Source organism: Micromonospora chaiyaphumensis, assembly GCF_900091435.1.
GTDB classification, from domain to species: Bacteria; Actinomycetota; Actinomycetes; order Mycobacteriales; family Micromonosporaceae; genus Micromonospora; species Micromonospora chaiyaphumensis.
In genome coordinates, this window is record NZ_FMCS01000010.1 from 146,635 (window position 1) to 162,555 (window position 15,921).

Genomic DNA, 15,921 nt, shown 5'->3' on the forward strand with positions numbered 1-15,921 from the left:
TCGCGCCGCCCGGCCGTAGACTTCGACGGCGATGGGTGAGCTTCCAGCCGACGGCTCCGGGTCGGCGCACGACGGCTCCGGGTCGCGGCGCGGCACCGGACGCACCGAGCCGGAGCTGTCGAGACGGCTGCGGGATGCGATCGTCGACGCCGCCCGCGCCCGGACGATCGCCGCGGGCTGGGACGGCGTGCGGATGGGCGGGGTGGCGCAGGCCGCCGGGGTGAGCCGGCAGACCGTCTACAACGAGTTCGGCAGCAAGGCCGGCCTGGCCGAGGCGCTCGCCCGGCGCGAGGTGGACCGGTTCGTCGGCGAGGTCCGTGCGGCCCTCGACGCGCACGGCGACGACGTGCGCGCCGCCGCGTACGCGGCCATCCGGCACACCCTCGCCGCCGCCGCGGACAACCCCCTCGTCAAGGCGATCCTGACGAGCGCCCGGGGCGGCTCCGACGAGCTGCTGCCCTACCTGACCACCCGGTCCGAGCTGGTGCTCGCGGAGTCGTCCGCGGCCCTGCTGGAGTGGGCCGGCCGGCACGTGCCGGAGGCCGACCCGGCGGCCCTGGCCTTCGCCGCCGACACGATCGTCCGCCTGGTGGTCAGCCACATCGTGCTCCCCCGGTCCCCGGTCGACGAAACCGCAGACCAGCTGTCCCACCTGGCCGTCCACCTCTTCCACGCCGCCACCACCCGCCCGGCGGGTTGATCAAGAGGTTTGCGTCAGGAATCGCCCGTCCGCTGACGCAAACTTCTTGATCAACGGGGAGAGCGGGGAGCGCGCACAGGGTCAGCGGAGGACGCGGCCGCGCAGGACGATGCGGGACGGGGCGCGGACCACGCGCAGGTCCACGCGGGGGTCCTCGGGGTAGACGGTGAGGTCGGCCAGGCCGCCCTCGACCAGGCCGGGGAAGCCGAGCCACTCCCGGGCCCGCCACGAGGCGGCCGCGAGCACGTCCTCGGCGGACATGCCGGCCCGCTCGTGCAGGAGCAGCATCTCCTCGGCGGCCAGCCCGTGGTCGATGCCACCGCCCGCGTCGGTGCCCACGTAGATCGGCACCCCCGCCTCGTGCGCGGCACGGACCACCTCGGGGAAGCGGTCGCGCAGGGCGAGCATGTGGTCGGCGTACCCGGGGAACTTCCCGCGGGCCTGCTCGGCGATGTGGCCGAAGGTCCGAATGTTGATCATCGTGGGCACCAGCGCGGTGCCCTGCCGGGCCATGAGATCGATCAGGTCGAGGCTCAGCCCCGTGCCGTGTTCCACCGAGTCCACCCCGGCCCGCACCATGATCTCCACGGCCGACTCGGAGAAGGTGTGCACGGCCGCGCGCGCCCCGGCGGCGTGCGCGGCGGCGACGGCCGCGGTCATGGTGTCGGCGTCCCAGGCCGGCGCCAGGTCGCCCACCCCGCGGTCGATCCAGTCGCCGACCAGCTTGACCCAGCCGTTGCCGGCGGCGGCCTGGGCAGCCACCGTCGCGGCCACCTCCGCCGCGCCGACCTCCACCCCGATGTCGCGCAGGTAGCGCTTCGGCGGCGCGACGTGCCGGCCGGCGCGGGCCAGTCGCGGCAGGTCCGGCTCATCGTCGAGTTCCGGGTACGGGTACGGGGAGCCCGCGTCGCGGATGGCCAGCACCCCCGCGTCCCGGTCGGTGCGGGCCAGTTCGCGGGCCTGGTCGAGGGAGGTGATCGGGGCGCCGCCGCGGGCGATGCCGATGTGGCAGTGGGCGTCGGTCAGGCCGGGCAGCACGAAACCGCCGTCGACGACCGTCTCGGCGCCGGGGACCGGTTCGAAGGTGACCCGGTCGCCGATCAGCCACACGTCCCGGACCTCGTCGTCGGGCAGGAGCACACCGCGCACATGCAGAGCCATGTGCACAGTCCTACCCGATCACGTCCGCGAGCGTGTTACGAGCCCGCCACCGTACGCGGACGGCCCCGTCCCCACGGGTGGGAACGGGGCCGTCGGAAACGGGGTCAGCGCGGGCCCTTGTCACCGCCCTTGCCGAGCTTGTTGAAGTCGATCTTCGGGAGCTTGAAACCCGGCGGCAGGCCCTGGCCGCCGGCCAGGTCACCCGGGTCGAGGCCCGGCGGGAGCTGCGGCATGCCGCCCGGGAAGCCGCCCGGCACCCCGGCGCCGGTGCGCGGCCGCCCGCCGCCCTTGGTGCCCTTGCGCTTGTTCTTCGGCGACTTGGTCGCCTTGCGCCGGCCGCCACCGGGCAGGCCCATCATGCCGCCCATCTGCTTCATCATCTTCTGGGCGTCGGCGAAGCGGTTGAGCAGCTGGTTGACGTCCATGACGGTGACGCCGGAGCCGTTGGCGATGCGGGCCCGGCGGGAGCCGTTGATGATCTTCGGGGTGGTGCGCTCGGCCGGGGTCATCGACCGGATGATCGCGGTGACCCGGTCGAAGTGCTTGTCGTCCAGCTCGGCGAGCTGGTCCTTCATCTGCCCCATGCCCGGCATCATGGCCAGCACGTTGGCGATCGGGCCCATCCGCCGGACCGCGATGAGCTGATCGAGGAAGTCCTCCAGGGTGAACTGCTCGCCGCCCATCAGCTTGGCGGTCATCTTCTCCTTCTGATCGGCGTCGAAGGCCTGCTCGGCCTGCTCGATCAGCGTGAGAACGTCGCCCATGCCGAGGATCCGGCTGGCCATCCGGTCGGGGTGGAAGACGTCGAAGTCCTCCAGCTTCTCGCCGGTGGAGGCGAAAAGGATCGGCTGCCCGGTGACCTCCCGGACCGACAGCGCCGCGCCACCACGGGCGTCACCGTCGAGCTTGGAGAGGACCACACCGGTGATGCCGACGCCGTCGCGGAACGCCTCGGCGGTGCGGACCGCGTCCTGACCGACCATCGCGTCGATGACGAAGATGACCTCGTCGGGCTGGACCGCGTCGCGGATGTCGGCGGCCTGCTGCATCATCTCGGCGTCGATGCCGAGCCGGCCGGCGGTGTCGACGATGACGATGTCGCGGGCGGCCCGCTTGGCGTGCTCGATCGAGTCGCGCGCGACCTGCACCGGGTTGCCGACGCCGTTGCCGGGCTCCGGGGCGTACACCTCGACGCCGGCCCGGCCACCGAGCACCTGGAGCTGCCCGACGGCGTTGGGGCGCTGGAGGTCGGCGGCGACCAGCAGTGGCTGGTGCCCCTGGGCCTTGAGCCAGCGGGCCAGCTTGCCGGCGAGGGTGGTCTTACCGGAACCCTGGAGGCCGGCCAGCATGATCACCGTCGGCGGGTGCTTGGCGAACTGGAGCCGCCGCCCCTCGCCGCCGAGGACCGCGATGAGCTCCTCGTTGACGATCTTGACGATCTGCTGGGCCGGGTTGAGCGCCTGGGAGACCTCGGCGCTGCGCGCCCGCTCCTTGACGTTCGCGATGAAGCCCTTGACCACCGGCAGGGCGACGTCGGCCTCCAGCAGCGCCATGCGGATCTCGCGCGCGGTGGCGTCGATGTCGGCGTCGGTGAGCCGACCCTTGCCGCGGAGCTTGGTGAAGATCCCGGACAGGCGGTCACTCAAGGTGTCAAACACGCGAACATCCCGTTTGTCGGTTTGGCGAGCACAGTCGGCCGGCACGCACACGTCCGGCTACCCGCAAGGGTAACGGTCCCGCCCACGCACTGCTTCCCACCGGCCGGACCCCCGCTCCCGGGCCGCCCAGCCCCCACCGCCGCACCGCCCGCCACCGCCGCGCCGCCGGGCCGCCGGGCCGCCGGGCCGCCGGGCCGCCGGGCCGCCGGGCCGCCGGGCCGCCGGGCCGCCGGGCCGCCGGGCCGCCGAGATCTTGGACGGAAATGGCCCCTCAGGGGGCCGTTGCACACCAAGATCTTCTAGAGTCCCAATGTCCGGACCCGCGGTCTTGAGCAGTGGGACGGCGGCAGCAAGTACAGACGGAACGCGACCGGCGTGCCGTTTCGACGGTCTGTCCCGGCTGGCTAGGAACTTGATGACGTGGATGAGTCACCCACGCAGGCGTCCGACTCGTGCCGGCCGGCTCGCGGGGGCGGCGGATCGGCCCCGCCCGACCACCCCGTCTCGAGCTGAATCGTTCACGCCATCAAGTTCGCAGCGACAGAAGGCAACACCCTGGACCACCGCGCTCCTGCGGGTGCCGGACGTGCCGGTGAATCATGAGGCGACCAGCCCCGACTGGTACGCGAAGACCACCAGCTGAGCCCGGTCGCGGGCGCCGAGCTTCACCATGGCGCGGCTCACGTGGGTCCGCGCGGTGGCCGGGCTGACCACCAGCCGCTCGGCGATCTCGACGTTGCTCAGCCCCTCGCCGACCAGCCCGACCACCTCGCGTTCCCGGTCGGTCAGCGTGCCGAGCCGGGGGTGCGGGCGGGGCACCCGGGCCGGCCGGGTGGCGAACTCCCGGACCACCCGCCGGGTCACCGACGGAGAGAGCAGTGCCTCCCCCTCGGCGACCAGCCGGACGGCCCGCAGCAGCTCGGCCGGGCGGGTGTCCTTGGTGAGGAAGCCGCTGGCGCCGTGCCGGAGCGCGTCGAAGACGTACTCGTCCAGCTCGAAGGTGGTCAGCACGACCACCCGGGTGCCGCCCAGCGCGGGGTCGGCGACGATCCGGCGGGTCGCCTCGATGCCGTCGACGCCGGGCATCCGGACGTCCATGAGCACCACGTCGGGGCGTTCCCGGCGGGCCGCCTCGACGGCGGCGAGCCCGTCGGCCGCCTCCCCGACCACGGTGAGGTCGTCCTCGCTCTCGATGAGAGCACGCAGCCCGATCCGGACCAGGTCCTGGTCGTCGGCGAGCAGCACACGGATCATGCGACCTCCTCCACGGGCAGTGTGGCGGACACCCGGAACCCGCCGGTGGAGGCCGGGCCGGCGGCGAACGAGCCGCCCAGCGCGGTGACCCGCTCCCGCATGCCGGCCAGCCCGTAGCCGGGCCGGTCCGCCGCGGCGACCGCGCCCCGGCCGGTATCGGTCACCTCGACGGCGACCTCGGTGGGCGTGTACCGGATGCGGACGGTGGCGGTCGCCGGCCCGGCGTGCCGCAGCACGTTGGTGAGCGCCTCCTGCACCACCCGGTACGCGGCCAGGTCCACGGCGACCGGCAGCGGGCGCGGCGGCCCGTCCACCTCGACGGTGACCGGCAGCCCGGCGCCGGCCAACCGCTCCCGCAACTGCGGGAGCTGGGCCAACCCGGGCGCGGGGGTCCGCTCGTCGACCGCCTCGTCGCGGCGCACCACGGTCAGCGTCACCCGCAACTCGTCGAGCGCCTCCTTGCTCGTGCGGCTGATCGCGGTGAGCGCCGCCTCGGCCTGCTCGGGCTTGCGGGCCAGCAGGTGCAGGGCGACCTCGGCCTGAAGGTGGATCGCGGCGAGGCCGTGGCCGACCACGTCGTGCACCTCCCGCGCCACCCGCAGCCGCTCGGCGTCGGCCAGCCGGCGCGCCTCGTCGGTGCGGTTGCGCGCCGCGTTCTCCCGACCGAGCCGCACCGTGACCCCCACGGCGAAGGGCACCACCACCCAGGCGGCGGCCGGCATGAGCCCGACCAGGCCGGGTGGGTGCGCCCCGACGAAGACGTGCGTGAGCAGCACGAGCAGCGCCACGCCGGCGGCTCCCGCCGCGGGCCGCACCGGCCGGTACGCGGCGACCGTGTAGACCGCGACGAAGAACGACAGCAGGATCGGGCCGTAGGGGTAGCCGAGCACCAGGTAGGCGGTGCTCGCGGCGGTGACCACGCCCAGGGTGGGCAGCGGCCAGCGCCGGCGCACGGCCACCGCGACGGCGGCCACCACGACCAGCGGATAGGTGGCCCGCCCGGTGCCCACACCCTGGTTGAGGCCGGCCGGCGCGGTGCCGGCCAGCCCGATCACCAGCAGGGCCAGGGCGACGAGGCCGTCCAGGAGCCAGGGGCCCCGGTTGCCACGCTCGCGGTCCACGTCCCCTCCCCCGCCCCGCCTCAGCCGATGTCCCGCCGGCGCAGCAGCACCGCGCCGACGGCCGCGAACCCGACCAGGTACGCGGCCACCACCACGGCCGCCTGCCCGCCGCCCACGGTGGCCGCCACCCCCGGGGTGTCCCCCGGCGCGCCGAGCGCGGCGGCCAGCGAGCCGGCGTTCGGCCCGGGCAGCCCCTCCTGGGCCTTGGCCACCCAGTCGACCAGCGGCGCGGCGATCGCGGCGAGCAGGTTCTGCACCGCGAGCATCCACACCAGGCCCAGCCCGACCGGCAGCGCCACGGCGCGCAGCGCGACGGCGAGCACGGCACCGAGCATGGCCCACATCGTCGCGATGAGCCACCCCGCCCCGATCCCGGTCAGCAGGTCGCCGGCCGACGGCCAGGTCACCGGCTGCGCCTCGGCGGACGCGATGAGCACGCTGGCCACCGCGCCGACCGCGAACACGGCCAGCACCACGGCCAGCGCGGCGGCGGCGAGGGCGAGCAGCTTGCCCGCGTACACCTCCAGGCGGGTCGGGCCCTGGGTGAGCACGGTCTTCCAGGTGCCCCAGCCGTACTCGCCGCCGACCGTGAGCACGCCGAGGATCAGCAGGATCGAGCCGAGGAAGACCGGCAGCCCGCCGAGGGAGTTGCCGACCAGCTGGTCGGGGAGCAGGGCGGGCAGCGCCCGGCCGGTGTTCGGCCCGTCGGTGCCGCCCGCGATGCCGGCGTACGGGAAGACGTAGGTGAAGATCAGTGCGAGCACCAGCGTGATGGCCAGCAGCAGCCAGCTGGCCGGCCGCCGGACGAGCTTGACCGTCTCGGCGCGGAAGCTACGCGACATCGGCCGTTCCCTTCTCCACGAGGTCGAAGAAGACCTGCTCCAGGTCCCGTTCCCGGGGACGCAGCTCGCGCACGGCGAGCCCGGCCCCGACCAGTTCGGTGTTGAGCCAGGCGGCCCGGTCCGGCTCGACGGCCAGCTCCAGCCCGCCGTCGACCACCCGCACCCGCTCGGCACCGACCAGGTCTCGGGCCCGGGCGGCCGCGGCGTCCAGCGGGTCGGCGAGCAGCCGCAGCCCGGCCGCACCGCGCAGCTCGGCCACGCTGCCCTCGGCGACCAGCCGGCCCCGGGCGATCACCCCGACCCGGTCGCAGACCTGCTCGACCTCGCCGAGCAGGTGGCTGGAGACCAGCACCGTGCAGCCGGCCGCGCCGAGCCGGCGGATCAGTGTGCGCATGTCCGCCATGCCGGCCGGGTCGAGGCCGTTGGTCGGCTCGTCCAGGATCAGCAGGCGGGGGTCCTTCAGCAGTGCGGCGGCCACGCCGAGCCGCTGCTTCATGCCCAACGAGTAGCCGGCGTAGCGGTCGCCCGCCCGGTCGGTCAGGTCGACCAGGTCGAGCACGAGCGCGACCCGGTCGGCGCCGACCCCGGCGTAGCGGGCCAGCACCCGCAGGTTGTCCCGGCCGGAGAGGTACGGGTAGAAGGCCGGCCCCTCGATGAGCGCCCCGACCCCGGTGAGCCGGCCGGCGGCCGGGGGCCGGCCGAGCAGCCGGACCGTGCCGGCGGTGGGCCGGACCAGCCCGAGCAGCATGCGCAGGGTGGTGGTCTTGCCGGCGCCGTTGGGGCCGAGGAAGCCGTACACCTCGCCGGCCCGGACGGTCAGGTTGAGGTCCTGCACGGCGGTCAGGCCGCCGTACCGTTTGGTGAGCCCTTCGGTCTGCACTGGCAGGTTCATGCCACCGAGCGTCCCGCCGGACGGCTCCCGGCACGTCGCCCCGCGGGCGGCTCCGCGCCTACGTCGCCGGACGTAGTCAGACGGCGGCGAGAACGGCGGCCTCGATCCGGGCCCGGTCGGCGTCGGGCGGCCAGCCGCCCACCAGGTAGAAGGCGTCCACCACGTCGCCGCCGAGGGTGGAGATCCGGGCGGCCCGCACCTGGGCGCCGGCCTCGTCGAGGGCGCAGGTGACGCGGTAGAGCAGCCCGGCCGCGTCGGCGGCACGCAGCTCCAGCAGCACGGCGTCGGTGGCCGCCTCGCGGTGCCAGACCACCCGGGGCGCGGCACCCTGGCCGCGGGCGGCGAGGGCCCGGCCGCGCAGCCGCTGGGTGACCGACACGTCGCCGCTGACCGCGCGGCGCAGGTCGGCGCTGAGCGCGATGGGGTCGGGGGCCAGGCCGTAGCGCGGCTGCACCCGGCACTGCACGAGGGCGCGGCCGTCGACCGTGGCGGCGTCCGCGGAGATCACCTCCAGCCGGTGCAGGGCCAGGCAGCCGGCCACCGTGGCGAGCAGCCCCCGCCGGTCCGCCGCGGCCACCGACACCCGGTCCTCCCCCAGGTGTACGACGGGCAGCGGCCCGGCGACCAGCGCCGGGTCGGGGGCCGGCGGGGCGGGCACCACGCCGGTGTCCAGGGCGGTGCGCACCCGGGCGACGAGTTCGGCGATCAGCCGGCCCTTCCACTCCGACCAGGCGGCCGGCCCGGTGGCCGCGGCGTCGGCCCGGACCAGGCCGTGCAGCAGGTCCAGGGTGGTGGTGTCGCCGACCCGCCCGGCGACACCAGCGACGGTCTTCGGGTCGGAGAGGTCCCGCCGGGTGGCCACGTCGGGCAGCAGCAGGTGCAGCCGGACCAGCCTCCCGATGAGCGCCACCTCGTCGTCGGGCAGGCCGATCCGGGCGGCCACCGCCTCCGCCAGGGGTGCGCCCACGGTGCTGTGGTCGCCCGGCAGACCCTTGCCGATGTCGTGCAGGAACGCGCCGAGCAGCAGCAGGTCGGGCCGGTCCACGTCGCGGGTGTGCCGGCTCGCCTCGTACGCGGCCTGCACGAGGTGCCGGTCGAGGGTGAACCGGTGCACCGGGTTGTGCTGGGGCAGGCTGCGCAGCCGGGTCCACTCGGGCAGCCAGCCGTCGATCAGGCCGTACCGGTCGCAGGTCTCCCAGGCGGGCACCAGGCCGGGTCCGGCGCCGAGCAGGGTGATGAGCGCGGCCCGGGCGGCCGGCGGCCAGGGCGCGGGCAGCGGCGGGCAGTACGCGGCCAGCCACTCGCAGGTGGCCCGGGCGATGGGCAGGCGGGTGGTGGCCGCCGCGGCGGCGACCCGCAGCGACAGGCTCGGGTCGGGGCGGGCGCCGATGGCCGTGCGGGCCAGCACCAGCTCGCCGTCCTGCTCGACCACGTCGCGGGCGACCGGGCGGCGCAGGGGCCGGCCGGCGGCGCCGCGGTGCCGGCCGGCGCGGAGCCGGTCGGCGGCCCGCCAGGCGTCGTCGAGGGCGTGGCTGACGGTCCGCGCGTCCCCGGCCACGCGGCGCAGCAGCGCGTCGCCGCCTCCGACCGTCTCGGCCTCGGCGTCCGTGTCCCCCGTCAGCGGCTGGCGCAGCCCCAGCAGGGCGGCGACGCCGTCGCGTTCCTGGGCGACCAGCCGGTCGACCCGGCGGCCGACCTGCTGGTGCAGGGCGTCGCGGGTGTCCAGCAGCCGCCGGTGGGCGGCGTGCACGGCGGGGCGGAGGGCGTCGGTGACACCGGCCGTGGCGATGGCCCGGAGGAGGCCGACGTCGCGCAGTCCGCCGGCGGCCTCCTTGAGGTCGCCTTCGAGCAGGAAGGCCAGCTCGCCGTGGGCCTCCCAGCGGGCGGTGGTGATCTCCCGCAGCCGCGGGAGCTGCCGGACGGCGGTGCGCCGCCAGTGGTCGGCGGCGGTGCGGACGAGCTGGTCGGCCAGCACCGGATCGCCGGCCACGTGGCGGGCGTCGAGCAGGCCGAGGGCGACCTTGACGTCGTCCTGGGCCACCGACAGCGCCTCGGCGACGGTGCGCACCGAGTGGTCCAGCCGCAGCCCGGCGTCCCAGATCGGATACCAGAGCGAGGCGGCCAGCTCGTCGGTGCCGGGCACCCCGGCGTGCAGCAGCACCAGGTCGAGGTCGCCGTGGGGCGCGCACTGGCGGCGGCCCAGCCCGCCGACCGCGACCAGCGCGATCCCCTCCCGCGCCGAGAAGATGCCGCGCAGCCAGGCGTCCAGGGCGTCGGCGCGGGCCGCGCGGGCCTCGGCGCCGATCCCCCCGGGTACGCCGGCGACCTCGTTGACCGCGAGCGGGCCGTCCCCGGTGGGGCCGGTCGTCGTGGTCAACGAGGTCACGTCGGTCGGATCCGGCGTCAGAGGGCGTCGAGCCCGCGCTCGCCGGTGCGCACCCGGACGACCTCCTCGACGCCGGTCACCCAGACCTTGCCGTCGCCGATCTTGCCGGTCCGGGCGGCGCCCACGATGGCGTCGACGATCTTGTCGACGTCCATCTCGTCGGTCAGCACCTCGACCCGGATCTTGGGCAGGAACTCGACCGTGTACTCGGCACCCCGGTAGACCTCGGTGTGCCCCTTCTGCCGGCCGTAGCCCTGGACCTCGCTGACGGTCAGGCCGGCCACGCCGAGGGCGTGCAGGGCCTCCTTCACCGCGTCCAGCTGGTACGGCTTGATGACCGCGGTCACCAGCTTCATGTCCAACCCCTCCATCCCAGGAACGTTAACCGGCGACCTTCTCGCTGACCGGCTCGGCGGGTTCCTCCGCCGGGTCGGTGGGTTCCGGGGCCGGCCTGGCGGCGCCGATCCCGGCCAGGGCGAACGCGCCCCCGCCGCTGCCGCCCGTGGTGGGCGACAGGTCGTACGCGCTCTCCGCGTGCTCGGCGACGTCGATGCCGTCGACCTCGGCCTCGGCCGCCACCCGGAAGCCGATCGTCTTCTCGATGCCGAAGGCGAGCAACCAGGCGATGCCGGCCGACCACACGGTGACGATGAGGCCGGCCAGGGCCTGCCGGCCCAGCTGGGTGAGGCCGCCGCCGTAGAAGAGGCCGTCGGAGGCGCCCACCACGTCGCTGATCGCGCCGTTGACCGAGTTGGTGGCGAAGAGGCCGAGCCACAGCGACCCGATCCAGCCGCCGACGAAGTGCACGCCCACCACGTCGAGGGAGTCGTCGTAGCCGAGCCGGTACTTCAGGCTGATGGCGAGGGCGCAGACCGCACCGGCGACGATGCCGAGCAGGACCGCCGCCCAGGGGGCGATGAAACCGCAGGCCGGGGTGATGGCGACCAGGCCGGCCACGGCACCGGAGGACGCGCCGACCATGGTCGGCCGGCCGTCCTTGAACCACTCGACCGCGAGCCAGCCGAGCACCGCGGCGGCGGTGGCGAGCTGGGTGTTGAGGAACGCCAGGCCGGCGACCGAGTCGACGGTCAGCTCCGAGCCGGCGTTGAACCCGAACCAGCCGAACCAGAGCAGGCCGGCGCCGAGCGCCACCAGCGGGATGTTGTGCGGCTTCATGCCCTCGCGGGGCCAGCCGACCCGCCTGCCGAGCACGAGGGCCACGCCGAGCGCCGCCGCACCGGCGTTGATGTGCACCGCCGTGCCGCCGGCGAAGTCCAGCGCGTGGAGCTTGGCGCCGATGATGCCGCCGCCCCACACCCAGTGGGCGACCGGGAAGTAGACCAGGGTGGCCCAGCCGAAGGCGAAGAGCAGCCAGCCGGCGAACTTGGCCCGGTCGGAGATGGCGCCGCTGATCAGCGCGACGGTGATCACCGCGAAGACCATCTGGAACGCCATGAACACGTAGAGCGGGACCCCGATGCCGCTGGGGTTCTCCGCCGTGGCGCCCCAGAGGTCGGTCTCGGCCAGGAAGGTCTTGGTGCCGAGGTACGCGGCGGGGTCGCCCCAGAAACCGTTCACGTCGGCCCCGAAGGCGACGCTGAAACCGTAGAACCACCACAGCACGGAGATGAGCCCGATGGCGGAGAAGCTCATCATCATCATGTTGAGCACGCCCTTGGCCCGGTTGAGCCCGCCGTAGAACAGCGCCAGGCCCGGGGTCATGAGCAGCACGAGGGCGGTCGACACCAGCAGCCAAACGGTGTTGCCGCCGTCGATCGTCGGTGCTTCAGGCACGCTGGCCTCCTAAAGGTGAAGTCCTCCTTCGCGGCTTCCGGGGCAGCGTCGCCCGTACGCCGGTTGCGCGGAAGCTTGCTCGGCGGCTGTTTCCTTCACCGACACCGCTCGATTTCCGACGCGTGACGGGTTGTTTCCGGCGTGTGAAGAACGACGATCATGCTGGCGGAGAGCGCTCAGCGCAGCGCGTACTCCAGGGCGTGCCGCTCGTAGTCGAGCAGCCGCAGGTCGCGCATGGGCCGGCGCAGGTGGCCCTTGTGCACGATCCGGACGAACGCCGGCTCACCGGCCGCCGCCATCCGCCGGATGCCCTCCACGTGGTCGACGATCCGCTTGCGGATGGTGCGGATGAGCCGGTGCCGGTCGCGCGGGATCAGCCCGTACGCGTCAGCGAACAGGCGCAGCCGGCGCGGCCGGTCGGGGTGCTTCCAGCCGAGGGTGATCGAGTCCCGGTCGGAGAAGATCGGCACCCAGGTCCAGGCCGCGTACGCCACGTCGTAGATCCGGGCGCCGGGCGAGGCCAGGTCGAAGTCGATCAGCCCGAGGGTGCCGTCGGGCCGCCAGATCACGTTGTGCGGGGCGGCGTCGTGGTGGCAGATCACCTCGGTGTCCGGCGGGGGCGGGCCGAACGAGCGCCAGACGGCACCCGGCGGCGGGGTGAAGCCGTACTGGGCGTCGTGGAACATCCGCAGCATGGTCGCCACGGTGACCAGGGCCTCGTCGGTGACCCAGTGCGGGGCGAGCGGGTACTCCCCGCACTCCCCCTCCAGGTACGACAGGACCTCCCGGTTGCGCTCGTCCATGCCCAGGGCGCGGGGCGCGCCGGTGAAGCCGACGTACTCCAGGTGGCGCAGCAGGGCGTGGACCGAGGGGGTCCACGGGCCGGCGTTGCGCCGGACGGTGTCGCCCACCCGGACCACGGTGCTCACGTTCCCGCCGTGGAGCGGGATCTCCTGCGAAGTCACGTACGGTCTCCCGAGGCGTGGCGACGGGTGGCTGGGGTCGCGCCACCCCGCGTAGGCGCGATCGTCAGTCGTCACGTCGAGGCTACGCGTCCCGGGCGATCGGCTCATTGCCGAGCAACGCGTCGACGAACTGTGCCGGGTCGAACGGGGCCAGGTCGTCCGGGCCCTCGCCGAGGCCGACCAGCTTGACCGGGATGCCCAGCTTGCGCTGGACGGCGATCACGATGCCCCCCTTGGCGGTGCCGTCGAGCTTCGTGAGGACCACGCCGGTCACGTTCACCACCTCGGTGAAGACCCGGGCCTGCTCCAGGCCGTTCTGCCCGGTGGTGGCGTCGAGGATCAGCAGGGTCTCGTCGATCGGGCCGTGCTTCTCCACGACCCGCTTGACCTTGCCCAGCTCGTCCATGAGGCCGACCTTGTTCTGGAGCCGGCCGGCGGTGTCCACGAGCACCGTGTCGACCTTCGTGTCGATGCCCCGCTTCACGGCGTCGAAGGCGACGCTGGCCGGGTCGGCGGCCTCGGGGCCGCGGACGGTCTCCGCGCCCACCCGGCCGCCCCAGGTCTCCAGCTGGTCGGCGGCGGCGGCCCGGAAGGTGTCGGCCGCGCCGAGCAGCACGGTCCGGCCGTCCGCGATGAGCACCCGGGCGATCTTGCCGCAGGTGGTGGTCTTGCCGGCGCCGTTGACCCCGACCACCATCAGCACCGCCGGCCCGCCCTCCTTGGGGGCGGTCTTCAGCGACCGGTCCAGTGTCGGGTCGAGCGCGTTGACCAGTTCGGCGGCGAGCAGGGTGCGCAGCTCGTCGACCGACCGGGTGCCGAGCACCCGGGTGCGCTCACGCAGCCGGTCGACGATCTCGCGGGTGGAGTCGATGCCGACGTCGGCGGTGATCAGGCTGTCCTCGATCTCCTCCCAGGTGTCCTCGTCGAGGCGGTCCCGGCTGAGCAGGCCGAGCAGGCCCTTGCCGAAGACGTTCTGCGAGCGGGACAGCCGGGAGCGCAGCCGGACCAGCCGGCCGGCGGTGGGCTCGGGGACCTCGATGGTGGGCAGCGGCGGCGCCTCGACCACCGGCGGCGGCTCGACGAGCACGCCGGTGCGCAGGTCCGACTCCGCCGCTTCGACCGGCGGCCCGGCCAGGTCCTCCTCGGCCCGGGTGTCGACCTCCGTCTCCGGCAGCGGCGGCTCGGGGCGCCGGCGCAGCCGGGGCACCACGAGGCTGAGGCCGCCGAGGATCAGCACGCCGAGCAGGGCGAGTGCGACGAGGAGGTATTCCGTCATGCCCGAAATCCTGTCAGATGGCGGCGACGGCGTCCCACTCACCGCCTCGGCACGTGAACAAGCTGCGGGTACGCTCGCGGCTGGAAGGCGTGCCGCAACCGCCGGCCGGGTAGGAAGGATCTGATGATCTTCGTCGGAGGTGCGCCGTGACCAGTCCCCGTCTGCTCATCGGCCCGCTGCTGCGCCGGGTCGTCGACACCCGGGCCACCGTCTGGGTGGAGACCAGCGCGCCCGCCGTGGTCACCGTCCGCACGGCCGGCGGCGCCACCGGCAGTGCGCCCACCTTCTCGGCGTACGACCACCACTACGCGATCGTGGTGGTGTCGGGGCTGACGCCGGACAGCAGCACCACCTACGAGGTGCTCGTCGACGACGAGGTGGTCTGGCCGGTGCCGGACAGCGGCTTCCCGTCCAGCTTCATCCGCACCCGGGCGGCGGACGACCGGGACCAGCCGGTGACCCTGCTCTTCGGCTCCTGCCGCGAGACCACGCAGCACGCCACCGCCCGCCGGCTGCCCCCGGACGCGCTGGACGCGTACGCCCGGCGGCTGATCGCCACCCCGGACCCGGACGCGCTGCCCGACCTGCTGGTGCTCCTCGGCGACCAGGTCTACGCCGACGAGACCTCGCCGACCGTGCGCCGGCTGCTGAAGCGGCGGCGGCGCCGGCCGAAGGGCGCCCCGGCCACCCAGGTGGTCAGCTTCGACGAGTACACGAAGCTCTACCTGGAGTCCTGGCGCGACCCGGAGATCCGCTGGCTGCTCTCCACGGTGCCGAGCGTGATGATCTTCGACGACCACGAGATCATCGACGACTGGAACACCTCGGCGTCCTGGCGGGCGGACATGCGCACGCAGCCCTGGTGGGCGGAGCGCATCCGCAGCGGCCTGGCCTCCTACTGGGTCTACCAGCACCTGGGCAACCTGTCCCCGGACGAGATCGCCGCCGACCCGGTCTACGCCAAGGTGACCGCCGCCGAGGACGCCACGGGCGTGCTGCACGAGTTCGGCGAGCGGGTCGACCAGGAGGCCGACGTGGCGCACGACACCGAGCGCTGGCGGGCCGTGCAGTACCAGTGGAGCTACGCGCTGGACCTGGGCCGGACCCGCCTGGTGATGCTGGACAACCGCTCCAGCCGGGTGCTCGACGCCGGCAACCGGGCCATGCTGCCGCCGGGCGAGTGGTCCTGGTTCCTGGACCGGGCGCACGGCGTCTACGACCACCTGGTGGTCGGCGCCTCGCTGCCCTGGCTGCTCCCGCCCGGCATCCATCACGTCGAGTCGTGGAACGAGAAGCTCGCCGACTCCCGCCGGCCCTGGGTCGCGAAGCTGGCCGAGCAGATGCGCCGGGCCTGGGACCTGGAGCACTGGGCCTCGTTCCGGCGCTCCTTCGAGGCGCTCGGTGAGCTGTTCGTCCGGCTGGGCAGCGGCACGGCGCCGCGTGAGGGCGCCCGGATCGGCGCCGGCCCGGCATACTCCCGGCCGGCCTCGATCAGCGTGCTCTCCGGCGACGTGCACCACTCGTACGTGGCCCGGGCCCGGTTCGCCGACAAGAGCGTGCGCACCCCGGTGCACCAGCTCACCTGCTCGCCCATCCACAACCAGGTGCCGGCCGGGATGCGCCCGCTCATGCGGCTCGGCTGGAACCCGGGGCCGGCCGGCGCGGCCCGCACGCTGGCCCGCTCGGCCGGGGTGCGTCGCCCGCCGGTGCGCTGGAAGAAGCTGGCCGGGCCCTACTTCGGCAACGCCGTGGCCACGCTGACCCACCGGGGCCGGGCGGCCGAGGTGGTCATCGAGGGCACCACGAGCGACGGGCACCTGCGGACGGTGGCGCGGCAGCGGCTCAGCGACGACGGGTGAGTACCCTCTCAGC

At 74.3% G+C, this 15,921-nt stretch carries 13 protein-coding genes; 2 read left to right on the forward strand and 11 right to left on the reverse strand.

Translation table 11 applies throughout. The features are described 5' to 3' along the window. Nucleotides 1-127: 127 nt before the first annotated feature. A complete protein-coding gene (locus GA0070214_RS24820; protein ID WP_244167849.1) occupies nucleotides 128-700 on the forward strand; it encodes a TetR/AcrR family transcriptional regulator in 573 nt (190 codons plus the stop codon). 81 nt (nucleotides 701-781) lie between these two features. On the opposite strand, the gene GA0070214_RS24825 is transcribed toward GA0070214_RS24820, so the two are convergent. The 11 genes from GA0070214_RS24825 to ftsY form a co-directional block, all read right to left on the reverse strand. Beyond that, nucleotides 782-1,861, reverse strand: coding sequence for an amidohydrolase family protein (locus GA0070214_RS24825; RefSeq protein WP_091268718.1), 1,080 nt, complete (start codon nucleotides 1,859-1,861; stop codon nucleotides 782-784). A gap of 104 nt (nucleotides 1,862-1,965) precedes the next feature. Then, complete coding sequence (ffh, locus tag GA0070214_RS24830; protein ID WP_091268720.1) at nucleotides 1,966-3,519, reverse strand: signal recognition particle protein; 1,554 nt, start codon at nucleotides 3,517-3,519, stop codon at nucleotides 1,966-1,968. A 597-nt stretch (nucleotides 3,520-4,116) separates the two neighbouring features. Beyond that, nucleotides 4,117-4,773, reverse strand: coding sequence for a response regulator transcription factor (locus GA0070214_RS24835; protein ID WP_091268723.1), 657 nt, complete (start codon nucleotides 4,771-4,773; stop codon nucleotides 4,117-4,119). Next, nucleotides 4,770-5,894, reverse strand: a complete 1,125-nt coding sequence (locus GA0070214_RS24840; RefSeq protein WP_091268725.1) for a sensor histidine kinase — start codon at nucleotides 5,892-5,894, stop codon at nucleotides 4,770-4,772. Before GA0070214_RS24840 ends, GA0070214_RS24835 begins: the two co-directional genes overlap by 4 nt. Nucleotides 5,895-5,914: 20 nt before the next feature. Next, the gene (locus tag GA0070214_RS24845) at nucleotides 5,915-6,736 is read right to left on the reverse strand and encodes an ABC transporter permease (protein ID WP_091268727.1); all 822 of its coding nucleotides are present in this window, start codon (nucleotides 6,734-6,736) and stop codon (nucleotides 5,915-5,917) included. Next, on the reverse strand, nucleotides 6,726-7,628 hold the full coding sequence (locus GA0070214_RS24850; RefSeq protein WP_091268729.1) for an ABC transporter ATP-binding protein: 903 nt from the start codon (nucleotides 7,626-7,628) through the stop codon (nucleotides 6,726-6,728). The genes GA0070214_RS24845 and GA0070214_RS24850 overlap by 11 nt, the downstream gene beginning before the upstream one ends. A 76-nt stretch (nucleotides 7,629-7,704) precedes the next feature. Further along, nucleotides 7,705-10,014 carry a [protein-PII] uridylyltransferase gene (locus tag GA0070214_RS24855; RefSeq protein ID WP_091268730.1) on the reverse strand — a complete coding sequence of 770 codons (2,310 nt, stop codon included), beginning with the start codon at nucleotides 10,012-10,014 and terminating at the stop codon, nucleotides 7,705-7,707. 17 nt (nucleotides 10,015-10,031) lie between these two features. Beyond that, nucleotides 10,032-10,370 (reverse strand): P-II family nitrogen regulator, encoded by a 339-nt coding sequence (locus tag GA0070214_RS24860; RefSeq protein WP_013284578.1) that lies wholly within the window; start codon nucleotides 10,368-10,370, stop codon nucleotides 10,032-10,034. Between the two features lie 25 nt (nucleotides 10,371-10,395). Next, the gene (locus GA0070214_RS24865) at nucleotides 10,396-11,808 is read right to left on the reverse strand and encodes an ammonium transporter (protein ID WP_091268733.1); all 1,413 of its coding nucleotides are present in this window, start codon (nucleotides 11,806-11,808) and stop codon (nucleotides 10,396-10,398) included. A 176-nt stretch (nucleotides 11,809-11,984) separates the two neighbouring features. Next, complete coding sequence (locus GA0070214_RS24870; RefSeq protein ID WP_187399608.1) at nucleotides 11,985-12,881, reverse strand: phosphotransferase; 897 nt, start codon at nucleotides 12,879-12,881, stop codon at nucleotides 11,985-11,987. Next, nucleotides 12,856-14,049 carry a signal recognition particle-docking protein FtsY gene (ftsY, locus tag GA0070214_RS24875; RefSeq protein WP_091268737.1) on the reverse strand — a complete coding sequence of 398 codons (1,194 nt, stop codon included), beginning with the start codon at nucleotides 14,047-14,049 and terminating at the stop codon, nucleotides 12,856-12,858. The genes GA0070214_RS24870 and ftsY overlap by 26 nt, the downstream gene beginning before the upstream one ends. Nucleotides 14,050-14,195: 146 nt before the next feature. Between ftsY and GA0070214_RS24880 the strand changes: the two genes are divergently transcribed. Continuing rightward, nucleotides 14,196-15,908 (forward strand): alkaline phosphatase D family protein, encoded by a 1,713-nt coding sequence (locus GA0070214_RS24880; RefSeq protein ID WP_091268739.1) that lies wholly within the window; start codon nucleotides 14,196-14,198, stop codon nucleotides 15,906-15,908. The last annotated feature ends 13 nt before the right edge of the window (nucleotides 15,909-15,921 follow it).

Coding starts and splice junctions, on each gene's coding strand:
- GA0070214_RS24860 (WP_013284578.1), bottom strand. CDS start 10,370: ATGAAGCTGGTGACCGCGGTCATCAAGCCGTACCAGCTGGACGCGGTG.
- GA0070214_RS24850 (WP_091268729.1), bottom strand. CDS start 7,628: ATGAACCTGCCAGTGCAGACCGAAGGGCTCACCAAACGGTACGGCGGC.
- GA0070214_RS24825 (WP_091268718.1), bottom strand. CDS start 1,861: ATGGCTCTGCATGTGCGCGGTGTGCTCCTGCCCGACGACGAGGTCCGG.
- GA0070214_RS24835 (WP_091268723.1), bottom strand. CDS start 4,773: ATGATCCGTGTGCTGCTCGCCGACGACCAGGACCTGGTCCGGATCGGG.
- GA0070214_RS24870 (WP_187399608.1), bottom strand. CDS start 12,881: ATGAGCCGATCGCCCGGGACGCGTAGCCTCGACGTGACGACTGACGAT.
- ftsY (WP_091268737.1), bottom strand. CDS start 14,049: ATGACGGAATACCTCCTCGTCGCACTCGCCCTGCTCGGCGTGCTGATC.
- GA0070214_RS24845 (WP_091268727.1), bottom strand. CDS start 6,736: ATGTCGCGTAGCTTCCGCGCCGAGACGGTCAAGCTCGTCCGGCGGCCG.